General features: G+C 63.5%; 21 protein-coding genes. 6 read left to right on the top strand and 15 right to left on the bottom strand.

The window, feature by feature from the left end; translation table 11 throughout:
• Positions 1-111 precede the first annotated feature (111 nt).
• The gene (locus OCX61_RS22965) at positions 112-906 is read left to right on the top strand and encodes an SDR family NAD(P)-dependent oxidoreductase (RefSeq protein WP_261941516.1); all 795 of its coding nucleotides are present in this window, start codon (positions 112-114) and stop codon (positions 904-906) included.
• A 107-nt stretch (positions 907-1,013) separates the two neighbouring features.
• On the opposite strand, the gene OCX61_RS22960 is transcribed toward OCX61_RS22965, so the two are convergent.
• From OCX61_RS22960 to yaaA, 15 genes are all read right to left on the bottom strand, one after another.
• The gene (locus OCX61_RS22960) at positions 1,014-1,826 is read right to left on the bottom strand and encodes an SDR family oxidoreductase (protein ID WP_261941515.1); all 813 of its coding nucleotides are present in this window, start codon (positions 1,824-1,826) and stop codon (positions 1,014-1,016) included.
• Positions 1,827-1,977: 151 nt separating this feature from the next.
• Positions 1,978-2,442, bottom strand: a complete 465-nt coding sequence (locus OCX61_RS22955; protein ID WP_261941514.1) for a multidrug transporter — start codon at positions 2,440-2,442, stop codon at positions 1,978-1,980.
• Positions 2,443-2,543: 101 nt separating this feature from the next.
• Complete coding sequence (locus OCX61_RS22950; RefSeq protein ID WP_261941513.1) at positions 2,544-3,998, bottom strand: mannose-1-phosphate guanylyltransferase/mannose-6-phosphate isomerase; 1,455 nt, start codon at positions 3,996-3,998, stop codon at positions 2,544-2,546.
• Between the two features lie 35 nt (positions 3,999-4,033).
• Positions 4,034-4,681: an alginate O-acetyltransferase AlgF gene (locus OCX61_RS22945; protein WP_261941512.1), complete on the bottom strand. Its 648-nt coding sequence runs from the start codon at positions 4,679-4,681 to the stop codon at positions 4,034-4,036.
• A 20-nt stretch (positions 4,682-4,701) separates the two neighbouring features.
• Positions 4,702-5,859, bottom strand: coding sequence for an alginate O-acetyltransferase (locus OCX61_RS22940; protein WP_261941511.1), 1,158 nt, complete (start codon positions 5,857-5,859; stop codon positions 4,702-4,704).
• A 10-nt stretch (positions 5,860-5,869) separates the two neighbouring features.
• Positions 5,870-7,327: an MBOAT family O-acyltransferase gene (locus OCX61_RS22935; RefSeq protein ID WP_261941510.1), complete on the bottom strand. Its 1,458-nt coding sequence runs from the start codon at positions 7,325-7,327 to the stop codon at positions 5,870-5,872.
• A 196-nt stretch (positions 7,328-7,523) separates the two neighbouring features.
• Positions 7,524-8,627, bottom strand: coding sequence for a mannuronate-specific alginate lyase (locus OCX61_RS22930; protein WP_261941509.1), 1,104 nt, complete (start codon positions 8,625-8,627; stop codon positions 7,524-7,526).
• A gap of 7 nt (positions 8,628-8,634) precedes the next feature.
• Complete coding sequence (locus OCX61_RS22925) at positions 8,635-10,077, bottom strand: alginate O-acetyltransferase (protein WP_261941508.1); 1,443 nt, start codon at positions 10,075-10,077, stop codon at positions 8,635-8,637.
• Between the two features lie 13 nt (positions 10,078-10,090).
• Entirely contained in the window at positions 10,091-11,650 is a 1,560-nt protein-coding gene (algG, locus tag OCX61_RS22920) for a mannuronan 5-epimerase AlgG (RefSeq protein WP_261941507.1), read from the bottom strand.
• 16 nt (positions 11,651-11,666) lie between these two features.
• Positions 11,667-13,145, bottom strand: coding sequence for an alginate export family protein (locus OCX61_RS22915; protein ID WP_261941506.1), 1,479 nt, complete (start codon positions 13,143-13,145; stop codon positions 11,667-11,669).
• Positions 13,142-14,536, bottom strand: coding sequence for an alginate biosynthesis TPR repeat lipoprotein AlgK (algK, locus tag OCX61_RS22910; RefSeq protein WP_261941505.1), 1,395 nt, complete (start codon positions 14,534-14,536; stop codon positions 13,142-13,144). The genes OCX61_RS22915 and algK overlap by 4 nt, the downstream gene beginning before the upstream one ends.
• A gap of 141 nt (positions 14,537-14,677) precedes the next feature.
• A complete protein-coding gene (locus OCX61_RS22905) occupies positions 14,678-15,844 on the bottom strand; it encodes an alginate biosynthesis protein Alg44 (RefSeq protein WP_261941504.1) in 1,167 nt (388 codons plus the stop codon).
• 37 nt (positions 15,845-15,881) lie between these two features.
• On the bottom strand, positions 15,882-17,363 hold the full coding sequence (alg8, locus tag OCX61_RS22900; RefSeq protein WP_261941503.1) for a mannuronan synthase: 1,482 nt from the start codon (positions 17,361-17,363) through the stop codon (positions 15,882-15,884).
• Between the two features lie 73 nt (positions 17,364-17,436).
• Positions 17,437-18,753, bottom strand: coding sequence for a nucleotide sugar dehydrogenase (locus tag OCX61_RS22895; RefSeq protein ID WP_261941502.1), 1,317 nt, complete (start codon positions 18,751-18,753; stop codon positions 17,437-17,439).
• Positions 18,754-19,810: 1,057 nt separating this feature from the next.
• Positions 19,811-20,590 (bottom strand): peroxide stress protein YaaA, encoded by a 780-nt coding sequence (gene yaaA, locus OCX61_RS22890; protein ID WP_261941501.1) that lies wholly within the window; start codon positions 20,588-20,590, stop codon positions 19,811-19,813.
• Between the two features lie 137 nt (positions 20,591-20,727).
• Here yaaA and OCX61_RS22885 point away from each other — a divergent pair, with 137 nt between their 5' ends.
• From OCX61_RS22885 to moaE, 5 genes are all read left to right on the top strand, one after another.
• Positions 20,728-21,855, top strand: a complete 1,128-nt coding sequence (locus OCX61_RS22885; RefSeq protein WP_261941500.1) for a polysaccharide deacetylase family protein — start codon at positions 20,728-20,730, stop codon at positions 21,853-21,855.
• Between the two features lie 283 nt (positions 21,856-22,138).
• Positions 22,139-23,533 carry a PhoH family protein gene (locus tag OCX61_RS22880; protein ID WP_261941499.1) on the top strand — a complete coding sequence of 465 codons (1,395 nt, stop codon included), beginning with the start codon at positions 22,139-22,141 and terminating at the stop codon, positions 23,531-23,533.
• Between the two features lie 96 nt (positions 23,534-23,629).
• Positions 23,630-24,100: a cyclic pyranopterin monophosphate synthase MoaC gene (moaC, locus tag OCX61_RS22875; RefSeq protein ID WP_085675049.1), complete on the top strand. Its 471-nt coding sequence runs from the start codon at positions 23,630-23,632 to the stop codon at positions 24,098-24,100.
• Positions 24,100-24,345, top strand: a complete 246-nt coding sequence (moaD, locus tag OCX61_RS22870) for a molybdopterin converting factor subunit 1 (RefSeq protein WP_261944356.1) — start codon at positions 24,100-24,102, stop codon at positions 24,343-24,345. The genes moaC and moaD overlap by 1 nt, the downstream gene beginning before the upstream one ends.
• A gap of 2 nt (positions 24,346-24,347) precedes the next feature.
• On the top strand, positions 24,348-24,794 hold the full coding sequence (moaE, locus tag OCX61_RS22865) for a molybdopterin synthase catalytic subunit MoaE (protein ID WP_261941498.1): 447 nt from the start codon (positions 24,348-24,350) through the stop codon (positions 24,792-24,794).
• Positions 24,795-24,838 lie beyond the last annotated feature (44 nt).

Genomic DNA, 24,838 nt, shown 5'->3' with positions numbered 1-24,838 from the left:
CCATCGCCGGCAAGCCAGCTCCACAGGTATTGCGTTGATTTCAAGGGCAGTGCCGTCCCTGTGGGAGCGGGCTTGCCCGCTGCGATTCCCCAGACAGATGAGGAGGCACAGATGCACATTTCTCTTAACGGCAAGCGCGCTATCGTCAGCGGCTCCACGGCGGGTATCGGCCTGGCCATCGCCATCGGCCTGGCCGAGGCGGGCGCCGAAGTGGTCCTCAACGGCCGTACCCAGGCCCGTGTCGATGACGCCCTCAAGGCCGTGCGCGAGCGTCTGCCGCAAGCGCGCATCATTGGCATCGCCGCCGACCTGAGCACCCAGGAGGGCGCGCAGAAGCTGTTTGACCAGGTGCCGCACACCGATATCCTGGTCAACAACCTCGGCATCTTCGAACCCAAGCCGTTCTTCGAGATCGACGATGCCGACTGGCAACGCTTCTTTGATGTCAACGTGCTCAGCGCCGTGCGCCTGTCGCGCCACTACGCCCAGGGCATGGCGCAGCGCAAGTGGGGGCGGGTGATCTTCCTGTCCAGCGAGTCGGCGTTGCAGATCCCGACCGAGATGATTCATTACGGCATGACCAAGACGGCATTGCTGGCAGTGTCCCGTGGTCTGGCCGAGACCTTGGCCGGAACCGGGGTGACGGTGAATTCGGTGCTGCCGGGGCCGACCCGCTCGGAAGGCGTGGGCGACTTCTTTGCCAAGCTGGCGCAGGAGCAGGGTGTTGGCACCGATGAGCTGGAGGCCAACTTCCTCGCCGAGCACCGGCCGACTTCGCTGATCAAGCGGCTGGCGACGGTGGAGGAGGTGGCCAACATGGTGGTTTACCTGGCATCCGTGCAGGCCAGCGCGACTACCGGGGCTGCCCTGCGGGTGGATGGCGGGGTGTTGCGCTCCATCGCCTGACCGGTAGCTGCCTGTACCGGCCCCTTCGCGGGCAAGCCCGCTCCCACAGATTGGACTGCGCAGATCCTGTGGGAGCGGGCTTGCCCGCGAAGAGGCCGACTCCGATGTCAAAGGGGGCGCAGTAGCCCGAAGCGCTTGCGCAAGGCCCAGTCCAGCAGCCGTCGCGGCAGCAAGCGGGCCATCAGCGGCAGCGCCGTGCTGCCATTGCCCAACCGCACCACACCCGGCACAGGTGACTTGCCAACTGCCGCCAACACTCCCTGGGCAAATTCAGCCGCTGAAGTCGGCTTGTCCTGCGACGCCCGCGCCCGCGCCTGCACATGCTCGCGCAGCGGCCACCACGCCGAATCCGCCGCCAGCACCTGGTCGGCCTGGCGCTGGGCATTGCTGGCGAATTGCGAGGCAATTGCCCCTGGCTGCACTTCCATCACCTGGACACCGAATGGCGCCAACTCCAGGCGCAGGGCATCGCTCAGCGCATGCACGGCGGCCTTGGACGCACAGTAGGCCCCGGCGAACGGGGTGACCAGCACGCCCGAGACGCTGCCGATGTTCACCACCAAGCCACGCGAGCGACGCAGCAGCGGGAACAGGGCACGGGTCACGCCAACCACGGCGAACACGTTGGTTTCGAACTGCTGGCGCAGGGCGTCGACGCCACCGTCGAGCAGCGGGCCCATGGCGCCGTAGCCGGCGTTGTTGATGAGGATGTCGAGGGTTACCAGTTCCTCGGCCAGGCGCGCCAGGGCCTCGCTGTCGTTTACATCCAGTTGCCGGGCGCTGAAGCCGGCGGCATGCAGCCGCTCGACGTCCTCTGGCTTGCGGGCGGTTGCCCACACTTGGTAGCCGGCATCGCGAAAGGCGTCGGCCAGGGCGCGGCCGATGCCGCTGGAACAACCGGTGATCAGGACGGTGGGCATGGTTGAGGCCTTTATTCTGAAGGCTTTTAGATTGCCTGCTCCGGCCTCTTCGCGGGCAAGCCCGCTCCCACAGGTACTGAGCTGTTCTTGAGCTAAGCCGTAACCCTGTGGGAGCGGGCTTGCCCGCGAAGAGGCCGGAGCAGACGCTGGATCAGTTGGCAAATGTACCTTGCAGGTGTTCCGCACGAAACTCCAGAGTCTGCGGGCGGTACCCAGAGCGCAGCGGTGGAAGAGGCAGGCAGTCCTTCCACTCGCCCCCTGGTTGCAGTTCCCCCGGCCCGCGATAGCGCGGTGCGTTGTACGTGTTCTCCGCCAGGTTCACGGTATCCCCCGGTGCATACGCCGCCACCCGCCAGCGCAGTTCGCTCAGCGGGACATCGTTGCCGTTCTTCATGCGCACCTGCAATGCGCGGTCGGCGGGGCAGTGGTCGGGAGCGTAGCTCAGGCGCAGGTCCAGGCGCGCCAGTTGCGACGCTTCGCGACTGTCCTGCCAGAAGACCATCAAAGCCACCAGGCCCAGGCCACAGACAGCGGCCAGGGAGATCGGCAGGGCCTTGGCCGGGTAGCGCAACAGCAGCACCAGCCAGGTTAGGATGAGAAAGGCACCGATGATCATGGGGCAGGCAGACCTAGGTTGCGCAGGTCAGACCATCGTAGCGCCAAATCGGCTTGGTCTCAAAAAAGAAGGGGCCGCATCGGCGGCCCCTCGGGTGTTGCTTACTGCGCGATGGTCTTCACTGAAATACCCCGGTCGACGGGTGTCGAGGTGCGTCCATACACATCCTCGAAGCGCTCGATGTCGTCCTCGCCCAGGTAGCTGCCGGACTGCACTTCGATGATCTCCAGCGGGATCTTGCCCGGGTTGCGCAGGCGGTGGACCGAGGCGATCGGAATGTAGGTCGACTGGTTCTCGGTGAGCAGGAACACGTTCTCGTCACAGGTCACCTCGGCGGTGCCGGACACCACGATCCAGTGCTCGGCGCGGTGGTGGTGCATCTGCAGCGACAGGCTGGCGCCCGGTTTGACGGTGATGTGCTTGACCTGGAAGCGGCCGCCCATGTCCACCGAGTCGTACGAGCCCCACGGGCGATACACTTCCAGATGGTTCTGGGTTTCGCTACGGCCCCGCTCGTCGAGGGTCTTGACCATCTGCTTGACACCCTGGACCTTGTCCTTGTGGGCAATCATCATCGCGTCCTTGGTCTCGACCACGACGATGTTTTCCAGGCCGATCACCGACACCAGCTTGCCGTTGCCGTGGATCATGCAGTTGCGACTGTCCTGCACCACCACGTCGCCCTTGGTGACGTTGCCGTCGGCGTCCTTGTCGTGCACTTCCCACAGCGACGACCAGCAGCCCACGTCGCTCCAGCCGGCCGACATCGGTACCACGCAGGCACGCTGGGTCTTTTCCATCACCGCGTAGTCGATGGAGTTGTCCGGGCAGCAGGCGAAGGTGGCTTCGTCGATGCTCAATGCATCGCCATCTTCCTGGCTGCGCTCCAGGGCCAGCAGGCAGGTGTCGTAGATGTCGGAGTCATGCTTTTTCAGCTCTTCAAGGAAGCGGCTGGCGCGGAACAGGAACATGCCGCTGTTCCAGAAGTAGCCACCGGCGGCAACGAACTCGGCGGCGCGCTTCTCGTCGGGTTTTTCGACGAACTGGGCGACCCGGGCCACGCCTTCGGGCAGCAGAGCATCCTGGCTGGAGCGGATGTAGCCGTAACCGGTTTCCGGCTTGGTTGCCGGTACGCCGAACAGCACCATCTCGCCGCGCTCGGCAGCCACGGTGGCCAGGGCCAGAGCACGCTGCAGGGCCTTCTGGTCGTCGATCACGTGGTCGGCGGGCAGCACCAGCATCAAGTCGTCACGGCCTTCGTTGATCAGCTTCATGGCCGTCATCGCCACCGCTGGCGCTGTGTTGCGACCGAACGGCTCCATCAGGATGCCCTGGGTTTCCAGTTTCAGGGCAGCCAGCTGCTCTTGAACGATGAATTTGTGGTCCTTGTTGCAGACCACGATCGGGCTGTCCATGCCTTCGAAGCGCAAGCGCTCGAGGGTCTGCTGGAACAGGGTGTGTTCACCGGTCAGCGCCAGGAACTGCTTGGGGAACTGCTTGCGCGACAGAGGCCACAGACGGGAACCGCTACCACCAGAAAGAATTACCGGGATCATCATGTTTCTCCAATAGTCGTTATGAGGCAGGGAAATCAGTTGCTAGCCACGGGGCGAGTTACCCACACCGGCGACAAGTTGCTGCCGGAACCCGTTACGTACAGCACGGCAGCTTCGCCACGCTCCAGGGCGACCGGTTTCAGGTCGCTGACTTTCTTGTCGCCTTCGAACAAGGCCAGGTTGACCTTGACCGGATTGATTTCACGTTCGCCACGGCCCTTGGTAGCCACCGACGGCACCACTTCGGTCTTGCCGTCGGCCGTCTTCAGGGTCACCGCCTGGTCGCTGAGGTTCTGCACCCGCACCAGGGCCTTCTGCTTGTTCTTGAACGGTGGTTCTTCGATCAGCTGCGGGGTGCCACCGGCGTTGTTGACCAGGGTGTAGTACTTGTCCGCGGCCAGCTTCACCGGCACGCTCTTGCCGCCGACCTGGGCGGTGTAGTCACCGCCCGGCAGGAAGCTGAAGTCGCTGCTGGCCTGGGCGCCAACCTGCTTGATCTGGGTGTTGCCGACGCTGGCCGCAGCCGGTGCGCTGGCGGCGTTGTACAGGCGCACGAAGGTCGAGCCTTTCGGCGCGGTCGGGCCGTACAGGGCGGCGTCGGCACCGGCAAAGGCCTGCATGGAGGCAAGGGAAAGGCCGGCCGCGAGGGTGAGGGCTTTGGCAATGGAAGTCTTGGTAGTCATGTGCATTTCCTCTCTATCGATCAGTGATTCGTCCGGGTGGACGACAAGGCCAGGTTTTCTTCGGATTTACGGGCGTTCTTCAGCTGCGCGATCCACTGCGGGTCGAAGCTGCTGAGGTCGTTGGTCATTGGCAGATAACGTTCTGGGAATTCCCACACCACCACTTGTGGCGCGGCGTTCTTGAAGGCATCGCTCTGCATGTACTTGAGCATCGGCAGCAACGGGCCGTGGCCGTCCTCGGCGTAGTTGGCGACGTCGCTGTGCAGTGCCTGCTGCAGCGCACCGAGGAAGTTCCAGTGCGGGTTGGCGCTGTAGCTGGTGCCCACCAGGGCGACCGGGATCTGGTTGTCGGCGAACAGGGCGTCGCCGGATTCGCCTTCGGTTTCGGCAGGGCGGGTGGTGCGTTGCTGCAGGTTGTCCGGGGTCGGCAGCAGGTTGCTGAACAGCGGGTCCAGCGGCAGGAAGTTGGTCAGGTCGCCCTTGTAGGGGGCGGTGCTGCCGGCTTCGGTGATGAACGTCTGCGGCTCACCGTTGAGCAGGCTCTGGCGGCTGACCGCTTCGGCCAGCGCTTGCGCCACCACTTCGGCGCCCATCGGCGTCCAGTGGGTGTCGGTGCGCAGGAACACCTGGCCGCGGGCCTTGGCCTGTTCCAGTGCTGCCATCAGGTCGGGAGCGAACACGTTGGCCTGGCGCGCCTGGGCATGGAACCGGTTGTACAGATCGTCATGCAGGCTGGCCGGCTGTTCCTTGCCGATGTACTCGGCATACACCCGTGCCTTGGCCGGGATGATCGCCAGCACCAGCTGGCTGCCGTGCTGCTGCAGGGTGTCGCGCACGCCGCGGATCAGCGCCAGGTTGTCCTGCATCAGTTGCTCGGCACCGGCGGTAGGCTTGAACTCTTCGTCGCTGAACAGCCACTGGTCGCGGCCCAGCACCACGCCAGGGCGGCCTTCGTTGAACAGTTTGAAGTCCAGCGCAGCCCATAGGTTGGTGCCCAGGCGCTTGATCGGGAACTGGTCGTCGTAGTGGGTCTCGGCGGCCTTGGCCAGCTTGCCGTTGAGCAGGGTCATCTGCTCGGTACGGTGGAAACTGTCGAAGCCACCGGTGGACCAGACGCCCATGCCCACCAGCAGGCCGAGGAACGACAGGGAATAGGTGACGCGTAATGTCCGGGTCATGTCATCCACCTCAGAACTGGAAGTACAGGAACGGCGAGTAGCTCTGCGCCGAAAGCTTGAGGATCGAGGCCACGAACAGCAGCAGGATCAGGGCGCGGGACATGACCCGGGTCCAGTCCAGGCCGATCGAGCCGTCGGCATTCACCTGCACCGGCGTGGCCTTGGCGGTTGGCTTGGCATTGCGGTAGAAGTCGCGCAGGCCGAAGAACGCCAGGGTGAGGTAGGCAATCACCAGGGTCGCCACTTGCAGGCCGGTGAGCTGGGCGCGGTTGAGTTCCGACAGCTGCCATTCGCCGAAGCTGAACATGGCGCCGTACATGCGGGCGGCGACGTGCAGGTTTTCGGCACGGAAGATCACCCAGCCGACCACCACCAGCAGGAAGGTGAAGGCCCACTTGACCGGGTTGAAGCGCTGCGGGTTGGTGTCGATGCCCAGTGCCCGCTCGATCGCCAGCCACATGCCGTGCCAGGCGCCCCAGATGATGTAGGTGAAGTTGGCACCGTGCCACAGGCCGCCCAGCAGCATGGTCAGGAACAGGTTGCGGTAGGTGTTGAAGGTGCCTTTGCGGTTGCCGCCCAGGGTGATGTACAGGTAGTCGCGCAGCCAGGTCGACAGGCTGATGTGCCAGCGCCGCCAGAACTCGGTGATCGACTGGCTGATGTACGGCTGCTTGAAGTTCTCCATGAAGCGGAAGCCCATCATCAGGCCCAGGCCGATGGCCATGTCGCTGTAGCCGCTGAAGTCGAAGTACAGCTGCGCGGTGTAGGCCAGGGCGCCGAGCCAGGCGTCGCCGGTGGTCGGGTTGTGCAGGGCGAAGCAATGGTCGGCGACCACGGCCAGGGTGTCGGCGATGAACACTTTCTTGATGAAGCCCTGCATGAAGCGGGTGCAGCCTTCGGAGAACTTGTCCAGGGTGTGGGTGCGGTTGTTGAACTGGTCGACCAGGTCCTTGAAGCGCAGCACAGGGCCGGCGATCAGGTGCGGGAAGATCGCCACGAACGCCGCGAAGTCGATCAGGTTGCGAGTGGCCGGGGTGTCGCCGCGGTACACGTCGATGATGTAGCTGATCGACTCGAAGATGTAGAACGAGATACCGATCGGCAGCAGCACGTGGGTGAGGATGAACGGCTCCAGGCCGAACGAGGTAATGATCGCGTTGAGGCTCTCGACACCGAAGTTGGCGTATTTGAAGTAGCCGAGGATCGCCAGGTCCACGCCGACGCCGAGCAGCAGCCAGCGCTGGGCCGGCTTGCTACGCACGCCGGCGGCGCCGACTTTCAGGCCGATCCAGTAGTTCCACAGGGTCACACCGGCGAACAGGGCGAGGAAGTCGACCCGCCACCAGGCGTAGAAGATGTAGCTGGCGACCAGCAGCAGCAGGTTGCGATAGCGTTGCCCGCTCAAGTAGTACAGGCCGAGGAAGATCGGCAAGAACAGGAACAGGAACACGTTGGACGAGAAGACCATCCCGGTTCTCCTAATTGTTCACAGCATCCGGGGCACAGCGCCCCCCAAACCCCCCACTCATAAAAGTGAGAGATACCTTGGTCCCTGTGGGAGCGGGCTTGCCTGCGAACAAGGGCGAAGCCCTTGCCATGCACCGCAGTGCCTTCATCGCGGGCAAGCCCGCTCCCACAGGTTCCGATCCCTTGACGGGGTTAACTCATTTCTTGCTTTCTGCGCTCGGGTCGTAGACCCGGGTCAGGTCGCCGCCCAGCCGGAAACTGTTGAACGGTTGCATGTCATGCTTGCGCTCCAGGGTGTCACCGACGCAGTGGTACAGCGCGCACCAGGGCTCGAGCCACGAGTACTTGCTGTCGATCTTCAGGTCGGTCAGGTCCTGCTTCTCACCGGCGCGAGCCTTGAACTGGCTCGGGTCGCGTACACCCGCCAGCACGCCTTCGCCCAGACGCTGCAGGGCGAAATTGTTCTCGCTGCGCAGGTCGACGCCATTGGCCTGGGCGAAGCTGGCGATCATCGCCAGCGGCGGCAGGGCATAGTTGTGGTAAGCCAGGGCGCGCTGCTTACGCTTGATCTCGTTGGGCAGGAAGCCCTGCTCATCCACCTGGTTGGCGCCGACCTTGTATTCCTTCACCGCCCAGTCGAACAGGTCGCGGCGGTCGGTGGCCACGGCGGTGGCCATCACTGACCAGGCCGCCCAGTAGCTGTGGTTGTTGATCTTCTCCAGCGGCAGGTTGCTCCAGTCGCGCACGGTCTGTTCGGCGAGGCGGGCGAACCACTTCTCGATCAGCTGGGCCTCGGCCCGGTGCGCGGCCAGCGGCTGCGAGTTGGAGAACTTCAGGCGCAGCCACGAACCGCTCATGCTACCCAGCGCCCATTTGCGCATGGACTTGCCGGTGTGGTTGTAGTCGGTGGACAGCAGCGCATCGGCGCGTGCCCAGGTACCGAGCCAGGCCAGGGTGCAGTCGAGTTGCGCCGGGCGGCCGTCACGCATGTACTGGCCGACCATCTTGCTCACGCCCTTCTCGAGCGTGGTGATGTCCTCGGTCGACTTGCGGAAGGCCTTTTCCGAGGCAACGTTGAGCGTCGCCCGGGCCTTGTCCGAACCTTCGTACTTGCTGCGGAACTGCAGCGCGCCCGTGTAAGGCTTTGGCGCCGGCTCGCAATGGAAGCCGCCGTCGCCGGTCTTGAGCTTCTCGATGCCCTCGTAATAACCCTGCGGGGGCACCAGCGCAGCCTGTGCGGCGCCGCCGAACAGGGCCAGGGTGAGCAGGGCAGGGCGGAAGATTCGCTTGAGCATGGTCATGGTCGCCTCACTGGCCGGCATGCGCGGTCTGCGCGGGCACGGCGAAGTTGTTGCGTTTGCAGAGCTTGGCCTCGACTTTCTGGGTACCGCTTTCCGGCCCCTGGACTTCGAAGGCCAGCAGGTTCTGGCTGGCCCAGTCCTCGTCTTCGCGCATCTGGAAGACGAAGCGGCCGTCGGTGTCGGAGGTTTCCGGCTTCTCCAGCTTGATGTCCTCGTGGCGGCCATTCAGGTACCACAGGGTGGCTTGCAGCACTTTCACCGAAGGATCTTCGAACTTGATGTCCATCTGCAGGTTGCGGTTGACCAGGTCCTTGATCACGCCGCCTTTGCCGTTGACCATCAGCTCGTTCTTGCCAGGCTTGAGCGTGGTGCTGGCGCTCATCAGCGCCGGGCGCGCGTCGCAGCCGTCGTCGAGCAGGGCGAGGATCTGCCGCCAGATGGTTTCCTGGTCCAGGCGGTACAGCGGCGAGAACTCCCAGATGAGGATCTTCGGCGGGTTCTTCTGGAATTCCTCGCTGCCCAGGTACTGGATCATCGAGCCTTCCAGGCCACCACCGGGGAAGGCGACGTTGAGCACGTCGGCGCCGATGTACTGTTCGAGGAAACCGGAGAAGTTGTAGTTCTTGCCACTGTGGCTGGTACCGACCAGGGTGATCTGGGCGTTGCCGCTGTCACCGAACAGGTCGTCGCCGCCGCCGGTCGAGCCTTTCGGCTCGGTGGCGAACTGGTCCATGTACTGCACCGCGTAGCTGGTGCCGCAGAGCTGGCCGGCGACGTTGTGCAGGGTGCCGGTCTTGCCCATGCGCCCGGATTTGTGGGTTTCGAATTCCTTGCGCGGGATGCCTTCGAAGGCCGGCATCTTGTGCACCGTGTCGGCCACGATCTTCGCCGCGCGCTCGGCGCCGTACGGCGTCCAGTGCTGGTCACCGCGGAAGTAGAAATCCTTGCCCTGGTCGGCGGCGGCCAGCTGCTCGTTGGTCAGCGGCGACAGGTCGGGCACGTTGTAGCCCATGCTGGCGAAGCGCTTGAGCATGGCCTGGTAGTTGCCCAGCGCTTTCTGGTAGTCGAAGGCGGCCTTCTCTGCCGGGTTGAGCATGTTGCGGTTCACCAGGCCACGGGTCGGCTGGTAGACCACAACCAGCTCCACACCGCGCTTCTTGAACGCGTCGTGCACCTGCTGCAGGCGCTTGTAGCCGGCCGGCGTGGTGTTGAACTCGGTGCGCAGGTCTTCGCGGGTACGGAACAGCCAGTCGCCCTGGGCCTGCACCAGCGTGGTGAAATTCTGCTGATAGCGGGTGGTGTAGCGGCTGGCGTCATGCGCCTCGGGGCACAGCTGGCAGCATGGTTCGGCGGTGAAGCTCGGGGCCTTCACGTCGCCTGCGCGCACGCCCTGGCTGATGGCCAGGAGGGCGGCGGACAGGCCCAGCAGTTTCATCAGGTGTGGAGTCATGGTCTGGGCTTCCTTAATCGATCATTTCGGTCTGGCGTTCGACCGGGTCGATCAGCACGGCCTTCTGCTGGCGCACCAGCAGGTCGAGGATTTCGTCCTGGCGCTCGCCGAGGATGCCGTTGAGGCTGATGCCGCTGGCTTTGCGCGGGGCGAGCATGGACACCTTGTACAACTCGACCGACAGCGGCGAGTCGATCGACAGCGGGCCGGAGCCGTTGGCGGCCAACTCGCCGCCCACCACGATCAGCGACACCTTGGTGTCGAACGGGTCGAGGGCAATGTCGCGGTCGGTGTCGGACAGGTCCTTGATGTGCCCGTACACACCGACCAGGCCGTTGGCCACGGCGACGTTCTCGTACAGGCGAATGTTCACGCTGTTGCGCACGCGGATGCCGTGGCGACGGTTGTTGATCAGCTTGTTGCCCCAGATCAGGTTGTCGCCGCTTTCGTACAGGGTGATGCCGTCGGTGTGGTTACGGTAGATCTCGTTGTAGGCCACCAGGTTGTTGACGCTGTTACGGTCGATCACCACGCCGGAGAGCTTGTTGTCATAGCTCTTGTTGTTGATGATCCAGCTGTCGTTGACCTCACGCGAAACGATGATGCCGTGCTTCTTCTTGGTGCCGTACACGGTGTTGCCGGCAATGATCAGGCGGTGCGAACGGTCGTGCGGGTCGATGCCGTAGACGATGTTGTCGTGGTAGGTGTTGTCCTTGACCACGAAGTCCTGGGTCTCGTAGCAGTAGAAGCCGTACCACATGTCGCTGAACGTCGAGCCGATGATCCAGCCGGTCGGTTCCGCGCGGCCCATGCGCTCGGACATGTTCGGCGTGTACTGCGAGATGCTCACGCCGTATGACTTGGACTTGGCATAGCCGAAGCTGGCCATCTTGGTGTTGACGATGTAGGTCTCGGTGCCGCCCCACGACAGCAGGAACGGGCGGAATTCCTTGGGCGAACGGAAGGTCGCCGGGCCGTTGTCCTTCTCGCGCCAGCCGGTCACCTGGGTGTCGGTGACGAACAGCTTGCCGTCGTTGACCAGGAACGAGCCGCCTTCCTGGGACAGGCGCAGTTGCTTGACCTTGCCGTCGATCTCGAGAATGCCCTTCTGCCCGACCACGATCGGCAGGCGTGCCAGATACACGCCAGGTTCGACTTCGCTGAGGTATTGCTTGGGCACCTTCTTGCTCAGCTCGACCAGGTCGATGTGGCCGTCATCGACGAAGATCGCCTGGGGAATGCCATGCTGGCGCTGCACCCATTCGGCGGCCTTGTTGTCGCCGCCGACGAATTCCTTGAGGGTGTCCTCCTGGAACATGCGGCGCACGCTGACCTTGCCCTTCTGGCGGCGGTCGATCTTCTTCTGCACCGCTTCGGCGGTGTAGCCGCTCAGGTCGGGCAGTTTCGGCGGGTCCATCTGCAGCGGCTCGATCGGGGCGCTGGCCACGGTGTAGGTCTTGGCCTGCTGCAGCTCCTTGGCGATCACCTGGGGCTCTGCGGCGACAGCCAGGCCACTGGCCAGCAGCAGAGCGCTGGCCAGAAGGCTGTGACGTAAGTGCGGGTGAAGGTTCATCAGGTTTCTCCCGGCCTCAGAAGCGCCAGATCACGTCGACGAAGGCACGGTGCATGTACGAGTCCGCTTCCTTGCCGTAGGCGTCGCCCGGCTTGAACACGCCGGCACGCAGGCGCACCAGGGCGGAGGGCTCGTCGATTGCCTGGCTCATCGAAGCCGGCAGCAGGCCTTGCTTGAAGTACTTGGTGACGACCACGTCCATTTCCTGGCCGAGGTCTTTTTCGCCATCGACCAGTGGGCGGTTCACGCCGTCGTCGTTGACCACAGCGTTGATGCCGCTGGAACCGATGTTCTGATTGCCGTCGACACGCCAGAACTTGTGGTAGATGAGGCTGGCGTCGTAGTCGTCGCGCAGCTGCCAGGAGGCGAACAGGGTGGCCGCCTGCAGGTTGCCCAGCTCGCCGCGGAAGGCTTCGCCGAAGCGGTGCACGCGTGAACGGGTACCGGTGAAATTGGAGCGGTTGCTCTCCAGGCCGGTCTGTTCGAAGTTGTTCGAACCGTCGTCACCACCGCCGCCGCTGCCGCGGGCGTAGGCGGCACCGACCTGCCATTGCGGGTCCAGGCGCAGGCGGATGCCGAGGTCGGTGGCCCAGGCGTTGACGTTGCCGCTCTGCTTGCCGGTGGCCACGGTCTGGTCGCCGACGGTCTGGCTGCTCAGGGTGTCGCGGTCACCGGTCAGCCAGGTGACGCTGCCCCAGTAGTTGACGGTGTGGTCGTTGCGCCAGTTGTAGGCGTCGCTGTTGGCTTCCAGGCCCAGCCAGGTGAGGTCGCCGGTGCGGCGCTTGTCCAGTGCGTCGACGGTCTCGCCCGGGTTCTTCAGGCTGCCGCTGTCATGGGTGTGGTGGGCGCGCAGGCCGACCCAGTGGCCAGGGGTCCACTGCGTGGCGACGTTGCCGTAGATGTGGGTGCGGTCCTTGTCTTCCGGGGCCAGCTCGGTGAGGTCGGTGCGGTACTCGCTGAAGCGCTGGGCCACGCCCAGGTCGGCCTTGAGCAGGGTGGTGTCGAAGGTCCAGTTCAGCGCTTCGATGTTGGTGTCGCGCCACATGCCGTCGTCGCTGCGCAGCCGCTGGCGGCCGAGGCGCAGCTGTTCGCCCGGGTAGGCGGTGAGGCCGCTGTAGCCGACCCAGAACTCGCGCATGGCCAGGTAGCTCTTGTCCTGCTTGCGGCCGTCGGCGGCGGTGTCGGTGCTGGTGCCGTCGTCGTTCTGGCGCAGGGTGTCGGTTTCGATGGTATCGGTGGCGGTGACCGCCTGGCCCATGGCGTAGGCGCTCCAGTTGCCGCGTTCGCCATATACCCAGGGGCGCAGGTCGAGGCCCAGGCCGTTGACGTCGCCGCCAGGGCGGGTGCCGAGGTCACGGTCGTCTTCTGACTGGCCGGTGATTTTCACATCCAGGCCGAAGTTCTTTTCAGCGGTCATTTCCGCCAGGGTCGGGCAGGACCACAGCAGGGCGAAGCTCAGGCCGATGCCGGCTTTCACGAATGGATTGAGCGTCATAGCGAGTCCTCACCTTCTACTTCTTTTTCGTCGTCTTGCAGGGCTTCGAGGGCCAGGGTGCTGTTGGCGCCCTGAACCATGCTGCCGCGGGCCTGCTTTTCCTGCGCCAGCAGGCTCTGCGCCTGGCTGCGCTGGTCAGGCGTGAGTTGCTGGTCGAGCTGTTGCAGCAGCTCGCTGGACTGTGGCGTCGGGTTGGCCTGGGCCAGCTGGGCGAATACCCAGGCGTTGCCCGGTTGCGGGCGGATGCCGTGGCCTTCGCTGAACAGCTGGGCGAGGGCGTAGTCGGCGCTGTTCTGGCCGCCACGGGCGGCAGCCAGCAGGTTGTCCACGGCCTTCTGCGGCTCGACCTTGCCCAGGTAGCCACGGCGATACAGCTGGCCGAGGTAGTAGTGGGCGCTGATTTCGCCGGCATCGGCGGCAGCCTGCAGGTGTTGTTCGGCCTTCACCGCATCGGCAGGCAAGGTCTTGCCTTCGTAATAGAGGCGGCCCAGCAGCAGTTCGGCGCGTGGCAGTTCGGCTTCGCGGCCTTTGTCGATGTAGGCCATCAGCTGGTCGGTGTCGCCCAGTTCGGGGAAGTCGTACAAAAGCTGCGCCAGGCTGACCCAGGACGCCGGGTTGGCCGGGGCGACCTGTTCGAGCAGGTCCTTGGCGGTTTTTTCGTCGGTCTGGCCGAGGCTGCGGTCAGCCAGCACGCGGGCGACGCTGTCGACTCGGGTGGCCGGCACCGCGCCGCGGGCATAGGCGGATTTCAGCTGGCCGAGCAGGGCGGCCTGTTGCTCGGCCTGGCCGCGCTTCTGGTAGACGGTGGCCAGCTCGACGTAGCAGATGTCGGTGGTGTTCAGCGCGGCCTTGCAGATTTTCTCGACGTCACCCAGGTGCTGGTCGTAGGTGCCCTGGGTGCGATACAGCAGCACCTGGGCCAGGCCCGCTTCCGGGTTGCCGGCGGCGCGCCACTGGTCGATCTGCTGCTGGGCGTTGACCTTGGGGAAGCTCTGCGGGTAGGTCAGGTAGAGCATCGCCAGTGGGATCAGGGTATTGCTTTCACCTTGCTTGGCGGCGAGCTTGAGCAGGGTTTCGGCCTCTTCACGTTCGACCTGGGTGCTGTCGGGCTTGGCCACCAGCAGGCGGCCGAGGCGCGCCTGGGCACGTGGCGAGGTGGAGGCGGCAGCGCGGTAGGTGGCTTCGGCTTCGCGGATTTTCGCCGGGTCACGGGTGGCCACCTTGATGTCGGCCAGGCCCACCTGCGCGTCGCTGTAGCCCAGGTCGGCCAGGGCCTTGTAGTTGCGCTCGGCCAGCGCGGTGTCGCCGCGCTTGAGGGCTTCGTTGGCCAGGCGCTGGTCGGGCAGGCCCGCACAGCCGGCCAGTGTGATGGCTGCAGCCAATGCACACATTCCAAGGTTAACTCGGACCCTGTGGGAGCGGGCTTGCCCGCGAACTGCCACTGCCGACGACGTTGACCCTGCTGGCCTCTTCGCGGGCAAGCCCGCTCCCACAGAGGTCGCGTTGATTTCAGAGATCATTGTCCGATCCTCTTACAGGCCACGGGCCACGGCTTTGTCGATCAGCCAGTTCAGCGAAGGGCCACGGTCGCTGTTGACCGAGGCAGGGCGCCCGGCCAGTTCGGCCGGCATGGCGCTGTCTGGCTTGATCTGCACGCGGATGTCGGAGGCCAGGTCTTCGCTGTTGAGGCTGGCGCTGCTGACGATCTGGCCGGTGCGAGCTTCGTCTTCGCCGGCTACCTGGAAGTTGACCCGGGTGCCAGGCTTGACCTCGTCGAACTGGCGGTAGCTGAAGCGGGCCTCGACCATCGGGGTCGTGGTGCGCGGCACCAACTGGAAGATCGGCTGGCCCTTGGCGGCGTACTGGCCGTCGTCCACCAGCTGGCGGGCGACCACGCAATCGCAAGGGCTGGTGAGGGTGCCGGAGAGCTGCTTGCCGAACAGCTCCTCGATCTTCGCCGGCTCCAGCTGCGAGTCGTCCAGGTTGCCCTTGAGCATGTCCAGCATGCTGGTGGTGAAGGTTGCCAGCGGCGCACCCTTGACGATCTGCCCACCGGTTTCGGCCAGGCTGTTCACGGTACCGTCGCGCGGCATGGTGACGGTGGTGGTCGGCACAGCCACCACGCCGGCTTCGGCATGGCTGACGAAGTACATGCCGTACAGCGACTTGGCGACGAAGCCAAAGGCAGCCACACCGACCACGAACACGCCCAGGGTCACGGTCACCGCCTTGAGCCGACCGAAGGCGGACAGGCCGGAGCCCCCATCCTTCTGTTTGCGGGCCTTGGTGAAGTTGTCGCGCTGCAGGGTGCTGAGTACGTCGCCTGCGGTGATCAGCTCACCCGACAGGTGGCTGGTGATGATGTGGCGCAGGGTGGCGATGTCGCGCGGTTCGAGGTTCTGGAACTGCGCGCCGGTACGGCCGCTATCGCTCTGGTAGGAACGCACCTGGAACTCGATGTCCATCGACAGGCCGAGGTTGTCGACCGTGAACTGCAGGCGACCGCGTAGCACTTCACCGACCGACAGTGGCTGTTTGGTGTGGAAGCTCAGGCCACCGGCGGAGAGGTCGTCGACCTTCACATCGTGGGCCTGGCGCTCTTTGTCGAGGAAGCGCAGCTTGGCCGGGATGCGCACACGGGCGTGTTGGCGCTGGGCTTCGGACTCATGCACGACGTTGACGTTCACGGCGGTATTCATCTTGGTTTGTTCCTGTTAGTTCCGATCCGGGTTGGGCTCACACGACCATGAACAGCACAGCGACGAAGATGCTGGCAGCCGAGAAGGTCATGGTCCGCGAGGACCAGGTGTTGAACCATTGTTGAAAACTGGCGAGGTCACGCTTGAGGGCAGTCGGTTGGCGGGTCCAGGACTGCTTGTCGAGGCGGAAGAACACGTAGATCTTCATCAGCGCGCCGACGATCTGGTTGTAATAGAGAATCAGCGGGTAGGCCGGACCTACGTTGTGGCCGGAGCACAGCAGCATGATGGTGAGGATCAGGCGGGTGATGCCGATCCACAGCAGGTACACCAGCAGGAAGGCCATGCCGAACTTGAGGCTGGCGATTACCGCCACAGTCAGGCCGAGCAGGCTGGTCCACATCGACACGCGCTGGTCGAACAGCACGATGCTGGTGAACAGGCCCAGGCGGCGCAGGCCAAGGCCCAGCGCACGGGAGTTCTGCCGCAGGTTGTTGCCGTACCAGCGATACATCAGCTTGCGGCTGGCCTTGAAGAAGCTTTTCTCCGGCGGGTGCTCGACCGTGTTGATCGCGGCATCCGGCACGTAGAAGGTGTCGTAGCCCAGGCGCATCAGGCTGAACCAGCTGGACTTGTCGTCACCGGTAAGGAACTTGAAGCGGCCCAGGCGCCAGTGCATCAGCGAGTCGCTTTCGACGTCGGCGATGAATTCGGGGTTGGTCACCACGCTGGCGCGGAACATCGACATGCGCCCGGTCATGGTCAGCACGCGCTTGGACAGGGCCATCGAGCACATGTTGATGTGGCGCTGGGCGAAGCGCAGCTTGTGCCACTCGCTCATGATGTAGCCGCCGCGCACTTCGCAGAATTCGTTGGTGGTCAGGCCACCGACGTTGGGGTACAGCTTGAACCACGGCACGGTCTTGCGCACCACGCCTTCGCCGAGCACGGTGTCGCCGTCGATCACCGCGACCACGGCATTTTCGTCCGGCAGCATCCGCGAGATGGCGCGGAAGCCATAGGCCAGGCCGTCACGCTTGCCGGTACCGGCAATGCGCACGATGTCCAGGGTGACGTGGGCGGGCGGGTTGTACTTGGCCCACAGGCTCTTCACCAGCAGTTCATCGGACATCTCCACCAGCGAGCAGACCACGGTGGTGGGGTAGCCGCATTCGATCGCCTCGCGGATCACCGAGCTGTACACCTGGGCGGTGGTCAGCGCTTCGATTCGGAAGCTGGTGACCATCAGGTACACGTGCGACGGCGCGGCGGCATCGCCCATCTTCTGCACCTTGCGGCGCAGGTACGGGTAGACGCCGTAGAGGAAGATCATGCCGCGGATGAAATGGGTGGCGCCCATGGAATAGCGCCAGATGCCGACTGCGCCGACCAGGAAGATGAAGTGCTTCGACTGCGAGTCGAAGATATCGGCTGGCAGGGCCAGGGCGATCAGCATGAGCAGACTCATGAAGAGCAGCCACCCGGCGCACTGCAACAGCACTGTCTGGAGCCTTTGCATGTTCAGCATCCGTCGAGAATTCGGGAAAGGGTGGGCAGCGATGGTGGGGAGGCCACCGCTGCCCGGTCGGGCATTACCAGCAAATGCCTTCGGTACGACTGGTGGCGCAGGTGGTCTTGCCCATGAAGCCGACCAGGTCGATCACCTGCTTGCCTTCCGGCGCTTGCTCGGCAAGGGCGCGGAACTGCTCGTCACGGTTGCCCAGGACGATGATGTCGGCGTCGGCGATGACCTTCTGGAAGTCGGCGTTGAGCAGCGACGAGACGTGCGGGATCTTCGACTCGATGTACTCTTTGTTCGCCCCGTGGACGCGGGCGTACTCGACGTTCTCGTCGTAGATATCCAGCTGGTAGCCCTTGCCGATCAGGCGTTCGGCCAGTTCCACCAGCGGGCTCTCGCGCAGGTCGTCGGTGCCGGCCTTGAAGCTCAGGCCAAGCAGGGCGACCTTGCGCTTGTCGTGGGCTTCGATCAGCTCGAAGGCGTTCTGCACTTGCGATTCGTTGCTGCGCATCAGCGAGTCGAGCAGCGGTGCGCGTACATCGAGGGAAGCTGCGCGGTAGGTGAGGGCGCGCACGTCTTTCGGCAGGCACGAGCCGCCGAAGGCGAAGCCTGGGCGCATGTAGTACTGCGACAGGTTCAGCACCTTGTCCTGGCAGACCACGTCCATCACGTCACGGCCATCGACGCCGACGGCCTTGGCGATGTTGCCGATCTCGTTGGCGAAGGTAACCTTGGTGGCGTGCCACACGTTGCAGGTGTACTTGATCATCTCGGCCACTTCGATCGGCTTGCGGATGACCGGTGCGTCGAGCTCTTCGTACAAGGTTTGCAGCACGTCGCCGCTGGCCTTGTCGAATTCACCGATGACGGTCATCGGTGGGTGGTCGTAGTCCTTGATCGCGGTGCTTTCGCGCAGGAACTCAGGGTTGACCGCGACGCCGAAGTCGACGCCGGCCTTTTTGCCCGAGCAGTCTTCGAGGATCGGGATCACCACGTTCTTCACGGTGCCTGGCAGCACGGTGCTGCGCACCACGATGGTGTGGCGGCGTTCGCTGTCGCGCAGGACGTAACCGATCTCGCGGCACACCGACTCGATGTATTCCAGGCCCAGGTCGCCGTTTTTCTTGCTCGGGGTGCCGACGCAGATCATCGACACGTCGCTGGCACGGATGGCCTCGGCGAAGTCGGTGGTGCCACGCAGGCGGCCATTGGCGATGCCTTGCTGCAGCAGTGCTTCCAGGCCAGGTTCGACAATCGGCGACTTGCCCTGATTGATCAGGTCGATCTTGGTCTTGGACACGTCCACACCAATCACGTCATGGCCTCGCGCCGTCAGGCAGCCTGCACAGACCGCACCCACATAACCCAAACCAAAGATGCTGATACGCATCGCTATCACCTCATGTGTTTATCACGCCAGCTCCTCCGGGAAGAGCCGGACTGGGTTGATTAACAACAGTTTTCGGGCGCACGGGTCCATGGCGAAAAGCTCACTTCGCCGAGCGCAGGCATGAATAAATCCGTCGCGCACAAAGTTGTGCACTAAAAGTTGGCAGTTAATTGCCAGTATTAAAAAGGCGTGCCCTGAGATGCAGCCGTCTTTATTGCAAAGCGCTACTTGGCGCGTTGCTGTGCTTGTTCTTTCAAGTGAATAAATCCTTTGAAATCAACCACTAGGACGATTTTAAGGGCGCGTATGTCCTCCGTGATCCGGGGTTTCCGAAGAGCCCGTTACACCTTTCTAAGTTTAAGGGGCTGGTAATGGATACCTGCCGCTTGTCATCTGTAAGTCATCTCTCACAGCCCTGGGGCATGAAATTCGTTACGGCACTATGAGCGGTGGCTCGCAGGAGAAGTTCCTGGCTGGGTTTCGCCTCCATGAAAGATTTCTAAATAATTTTTCAGTGGCAAATACTTTCACTTTGATAGCACACAACAGTTTCACCCCCGGATATAAAGGACGGGCCTGAGGAGCGCTGTTGTTATGCCACCATGCAAAAAATTTTTTCAAAATTCGTCAAAAAAGTACGAACGGTCTTATGGCGTTTGGCGATATAGAGGAGGGTGCTAGTTTTTTGGCGTCGAAATAATGACTTGATGGCGCTTTGAAGCTTGCCCTGTTGCAGGGCGGGAGGGAGGAGTGGGGCGGGAGTTCGCCGATGTAGTTTCGGCGCGTCGCAGATCGAGCGCCGCCCGCGCGGCGCATCGCGAGCTTTGCTCGCTCCTACGTTTGTTTCGGGCCAGTTATTTCTGGGGGATTCGCGCGCGAACGTCTTGGCGCATGGCGCGACATCGCGTCGTACCAACAGGGCGGTCGCGCGCGCCTGTCACAGGGGTTACTGGCCCGAAACGAACGTAGGAGCGAGCAACGCTCGCGATGCGCCGCGCGGGCGGCGCTCGATCTCACAGGCGCTGCAGATCCCAGGTAGATCCCACGGCAGCCTTCATCACTGCTCAGGGTGATCGCGCAGGAACACCAGGTGATCCGGCTTGGACTGCTCGGCACTGTAGTAATAGCCCTGCACATCGAACTGCTTGAGCTGCTCCGGGTCGTTGACCCGTTCCTGGATCACGAAACGGCTCATCATCCCGCGGGCTTTCTTGGCGTAGAAGCTGATGATCTTGTACTGGCCGTTCTTCAGGTCCTTGAAGTCGACGTTGATCACCCGGGCCTTCAGCGCGCTGCGTTTCACCGCGCTGAAGTACTCGTTGCTGGCCAGGTTCAGCAGCAGCTCGTCGCCCTGGTCGGCCAGTGCCTGGTTCAGCCATTCGCTGATACGCGTTCCCCAGAAGGCATACAGGTCCTTGCCGCGGGTGTTTGCCAGCTTGGTGCCCATTTCCAGGCGGTAGGGCTGCATCAGGTCGAGCGGGCGCAGCAGGCCATACAGCCCGGAGAGCATGCGCAGATGCTCCTGGGCATAGCTGAAATCGTCCTCGCCGAGGGTTTCGGCATCCAGGCCGGTGTACACGTCACCTTTGAACGCCAGCAGCGCCTGCTTGGCGTTGGCTGGGGTGAAGTCTGGAGTCCAGCTGCCAAAACGTGCGGCATTGAGCCCGGCGAGCTTGTCGGACAGGTGCATGAGCTCACTGATTTGCGCCGGCGACAGTTCGCGCAGCTGCAGGATCAGTTCCTGGGAATCGTCCAGGTATTGCGGCAGGGTGAAACGCTCGGTCACCGGTGCGGTGTCGTAGTCGAGGGTCTTGGCGGGGGAAATCACCGTCAGCATCGGGTCGGCTCCTGAAATCGTTGCGGTGAATTCTACGGATCACGGCCGGTAACGCCAAACTATGGCGACAATAGTCACAGACCATCGCCGAAGCAGGCGCTATAGTGCGCGTTTTGGCTGTCACGGAGAGACCGATCGTGCGCATTGCCGGGGCCTTGCTGGCCACCTTGTTGAGCCTGGCCGCCCAGGCTGCCCCCATGCCCCCGGCCAGCCTCGACCGCAGCCAGTGGCCCGAGCAACTGGACAGCCCGGTGCTGTTCGACGTCGCCTCGCGGGCCGAGATCCTGTCATTTGCCCAGGTGCTGCATGAAAGCGAGCTGCTCGATGATGGCGCGCTGGCTGCGCGGTTGGGGCTGCGGCAGATCAACCTGCAGAAAATCCGCGCGCTGCGGGCGCAGATGTGGCAGCGCTTGTGGCAGGGCTACCAGCAGGCTCAGCGCAGTTGCGAACAGGATGCCTCGTTCTGCTACCTGCTCGAATCCATCGCCGACTTGCGCACCAGAGCGGCGACGTTCGCCACAGAAGTCGGCACGTTCTACACAGGTTGGATCGAACCCAGTCATCAGTTCCATGTGCGTTATCTGGACGAACAGCTGCGCAAGGCAGCGTTGCTGCCGCAGACCAGCAGCGAGGTCGAGCGCCTGTCCAGCCGCGAGCGCAATGGCGATGAACTGAACGATCGCATGTTCCTGCTGACCTTCGTCGGTGGCCCGGGAGCCGATGGCGGTAGCACTGACGCGCTCACCGAATACCTGCGCAAGCAGAAGCTGCAGGGGACCTTCTTTGTCTTGGGCAATCGCCTGCAGCAGCGGCGCGATACCGGCGCGGCCAATGCGCTGAGCCAGCTCTACGCCGGCCAATGCGTGGGCATCCAGGGTTGGGAATATCGCTCTCACGCTCAGTGGCAGGGCTGGCAGGACTCGATCAAGCGCGCCCAGGCCCGGGTCCAGGCCGACCTGCCGGCGCAATACGTGCCCTTGTTCCGCCCGCCCTATGGCCAGCGCCGGGCCGACGGCGAGGCCTTCATGGCCAGCCAGCAGCTGCGGGTGTCGCTATGGGATATCGATGCTCAGGATGATGGCCCGCTGACCGCCGAAGCTTCGGCCCAGCGTGTGTTGACCTTGATGCTGCTCTGGCGCAAAGGGGTGATCCAGTTCCATGACAGCCTGCCCAAGGCGCAGCCGGCGGTCGAGTGGCTGCTGCAGAGCACGGTGCAAAGCGGGATCGGCTGGGAGAACTGCCGCGATTACGCTGATCGCGAATAGAGGGTGTGACTTCTGACTGTAGTCCCGTCCGGGGTTGCCGCCAAGCGCTCTTCGTCAATCGGAAAAATAAACATCAAAATTGCGTAAAAATGCTTTTTTCGGTTATGGCTTTTGCGGTATGAAGAAACCAGACAGCCGATTCCTGCAGCACAGGTGGCGTCATCCAGGCCCACCTTGCCAGGTACGCTTCCCGGCCGTAGCAACGCGGATACGGGGAGAACGGCGGTCACTCTGCGGCGCACTACAGAGCGTGCCGTGTGGCTTCGACATAAGGTGACCGAGTATGGATGACCAAGGACGCACCCCTTCCTCCAGCAAGCCAATCCTCTATGTGCTCGATACCAACGTCCTGATTCACGACCCCAACGCATTACTCAACTTCGAGGAGCATCACGTCGCCATACCGATGACGGTGCTGGAGGAACTCGACAAGCTCAAGACCGGTAAACAGAGCATTGCTGCCGAATGTCGCCAGGCCATCCGCCTGATCGACCAGACCCTCGGTGACGCTTCGCCCAGCGATGTCGAGCAGGGCGTGCCGATCCAGCGTGGCAAGAGCGGGCCCAAGGGTTACCTGTCGATCCTGATGAGCCCGCGCAACGAGCCCAGCAAGCTGCTGCCGGAAAACCTCAACGACAACATCATCATCAATACCCTGCTCGACGTACGCAGCCGGCGCACCGACCTGGACGTGGTGCTGGTCACCAAAGACATCAACATGCGCCTGAAGGCGCGCGCTTGCGGGATTGCCGCCGAGGACTACAGCACCGACCAGCTGGTCGACGACGTTTCCTTGCTGTCCAAGGGCTATCACTCGGTCAGCGGGTCGTTCTGGGACCGCGTCAGCAAGGTCGATACCCGCCAGGAGCGTGGACGCACCTGGCATCGGGTGCAGATGATCGACAACCTGCCAGCGGTGCACATCAACGAGTTCATCATTGACGAACAAGGGTTCGTCGGCTGGGTAAAAGGCATCCGTAACGACGAACTGCTGTTGCTCGACCTGCACCAGGAACCCTTGCTGCACCAGGAAGCCTGGGGCCTGAAGCCGCGGGATATTCATCAGAGCCTGGCGCTGTTCGCCTTGCTCGACCCGGATATCCACCTGGTCAACCTGACCGGCGCCGCCGGCTCCGGCAAGACCATCCTGGCCCTGGCCGCGGCCATCGAGCAGACCATGGTCAGCAAGCGCTACCGGCGCATCATCGCCACCCGCAGCGTGCAGGGGCTGGACCAGGAGATCGGCTTCCTGCCGGGCACCGAGGCGGAGAAGATGGAGCCTTGGCTGGGCGCCATCACCGACAACCTCGAAGCCTTGCATATGGACGACGAAAGCACCCATGGCAGCGTCGAGTACATCCTCGAACGCGTGCCGCTGCAGTTCAAGTCGCTGAACTACATCCGTGGGCGCAGCTTCCAGCAGAGCCTGATCCTGATCGACGAGTGCCAGAACCTCACGCCGCACCAGATGAAAACCATCATCACCCGGGCCGGTTCCGGTTCCAAGGTGGTGTGCCTGGGCAACCTGGCACAGATCGATACGCCTTACCTGTCCGCGACCAGCTCGGGCCTGACCTACCTCACCGAGCGCTTCAAGGACTTCCCCCATGGTGTGCACATCACCCTGCAGGGTGTGCCACGCTCGGTGCTGGCCGAGTACGCCGAGTCGCATCTGTAACCTGGTGCAGCCGGGCGGTACGCCGCCCGGTTTTTTCCTCTGCGCAAACCTGACCCACGGGTTTACACTCTCTGTTCCCTTCACAGGAGCAGAGCAGTGCTGACTCATCTTGATTCCCAGGGGCGCGCCAACATGGTCGACGTCACTGAAAAAGCCGTGACCGAGCGCGAGGCCGTGGCCGAAGCGCGCGTGCGCATGTTGCCGCAGACCTTGCAGATGATCGTCGACGGCGAGCATCCCAAGGGCGATGTGTTCGCCGTGGCGCGCATTGCCGGTATTCAGGCGGCGAAGAAGACCAGCGACCTGATCCCGCTGTGCCACCCGCTGATGCTGACCAGCGTCAAGGTCGAACTGAGCGCCGAAGGCCAGGACGCGGTGCGCATTGTCGCCCGCTGCAAGCTGGCCGGGCAGACCGGCGTCGAGATGGAGGCGCTGACCGCCGCCAGCGTCGCTGCGCTGACGATCTACGACATGTGCAAGGCCGTGGACAAGGGCATGGTCATCGAACAGGTGCGCCTGCTGGAAAAGGTGGGTGGCAAGAGCGGGCACTACAAGGTGGAGGCATGATGAAGGTCAAGGTGATGTACTTCGCCCGTTACCGCGAGTTGCTGGGCGTCGATGCCGAGCGCCTGGAAGGCGAATTCAAGGTGCTCGACGATGTGCGCCAGGCGCTGGTGGCCAAAGGTGGGCCGTATGCGGTGCTGGCCGAACAGAACCTGATGTGCGCGCGCAACGAAGAGCTGTGCCGGCTCGACGAGCCGCTGGAAGAGGGTGATGACGTCGCGTTCTTCCCACCGGTGACCGGAGGCTGAACATGGCAGTGCGAGTGCAGCAAGGGGCGTTCGACCCTGGGGCCGAGGTCAATGCCATGCATGCGGCCAATGTCGGCGTCGGCGCCGTGGTCGGGTTCGTCGGCTATGTACGTGATTTCAACGATGGTCGCGACGTGGCGGGGATGTTCCTCGAACATTACCCGGGCATGACCGAGAAGGCCCTGGCCAAGATCGTGGTCGAGGCCGAGCAGCGCTGGCCGTTGCTCAAGGTCGAGGTGCTGCACCGCATCGGTGCGCTGGAGCCGGGTGAGCCGATCGTCTTTGTCGGCGTGGCCAGTGCCCATCGGCAGGCGGCGTTCGATGCCTGCAACTTCATCATGGACTACCTGAAGACCCGGGCGCCGTTCTGGAAGAAGGAAAATACCCAGGAAGGGCCGCGCTGGGTAGAAGGCAAACAGAGTGACCAGGATGCCGCAGGGCGCTGGTAGATCCTCTGTTTGATGGCCGGGGCGTTGCCCCGGTTCGCGGGTGA

Source organism: Pseudomonas sp. LRP2-20, from assembly GCF_024349685.1.
In the GTDB taxonomy this organism is placed as follows: Bacteria; Pseudomonadota; Gammaproteobacteria; order Pseudomonadales; family Pseudomonadaceae; genus Aquipseudomonas.
Note: the sequence above shows the minus strand (reverse complement) of the source record. Positions and strands in the feature narration are given on the sequence as shown.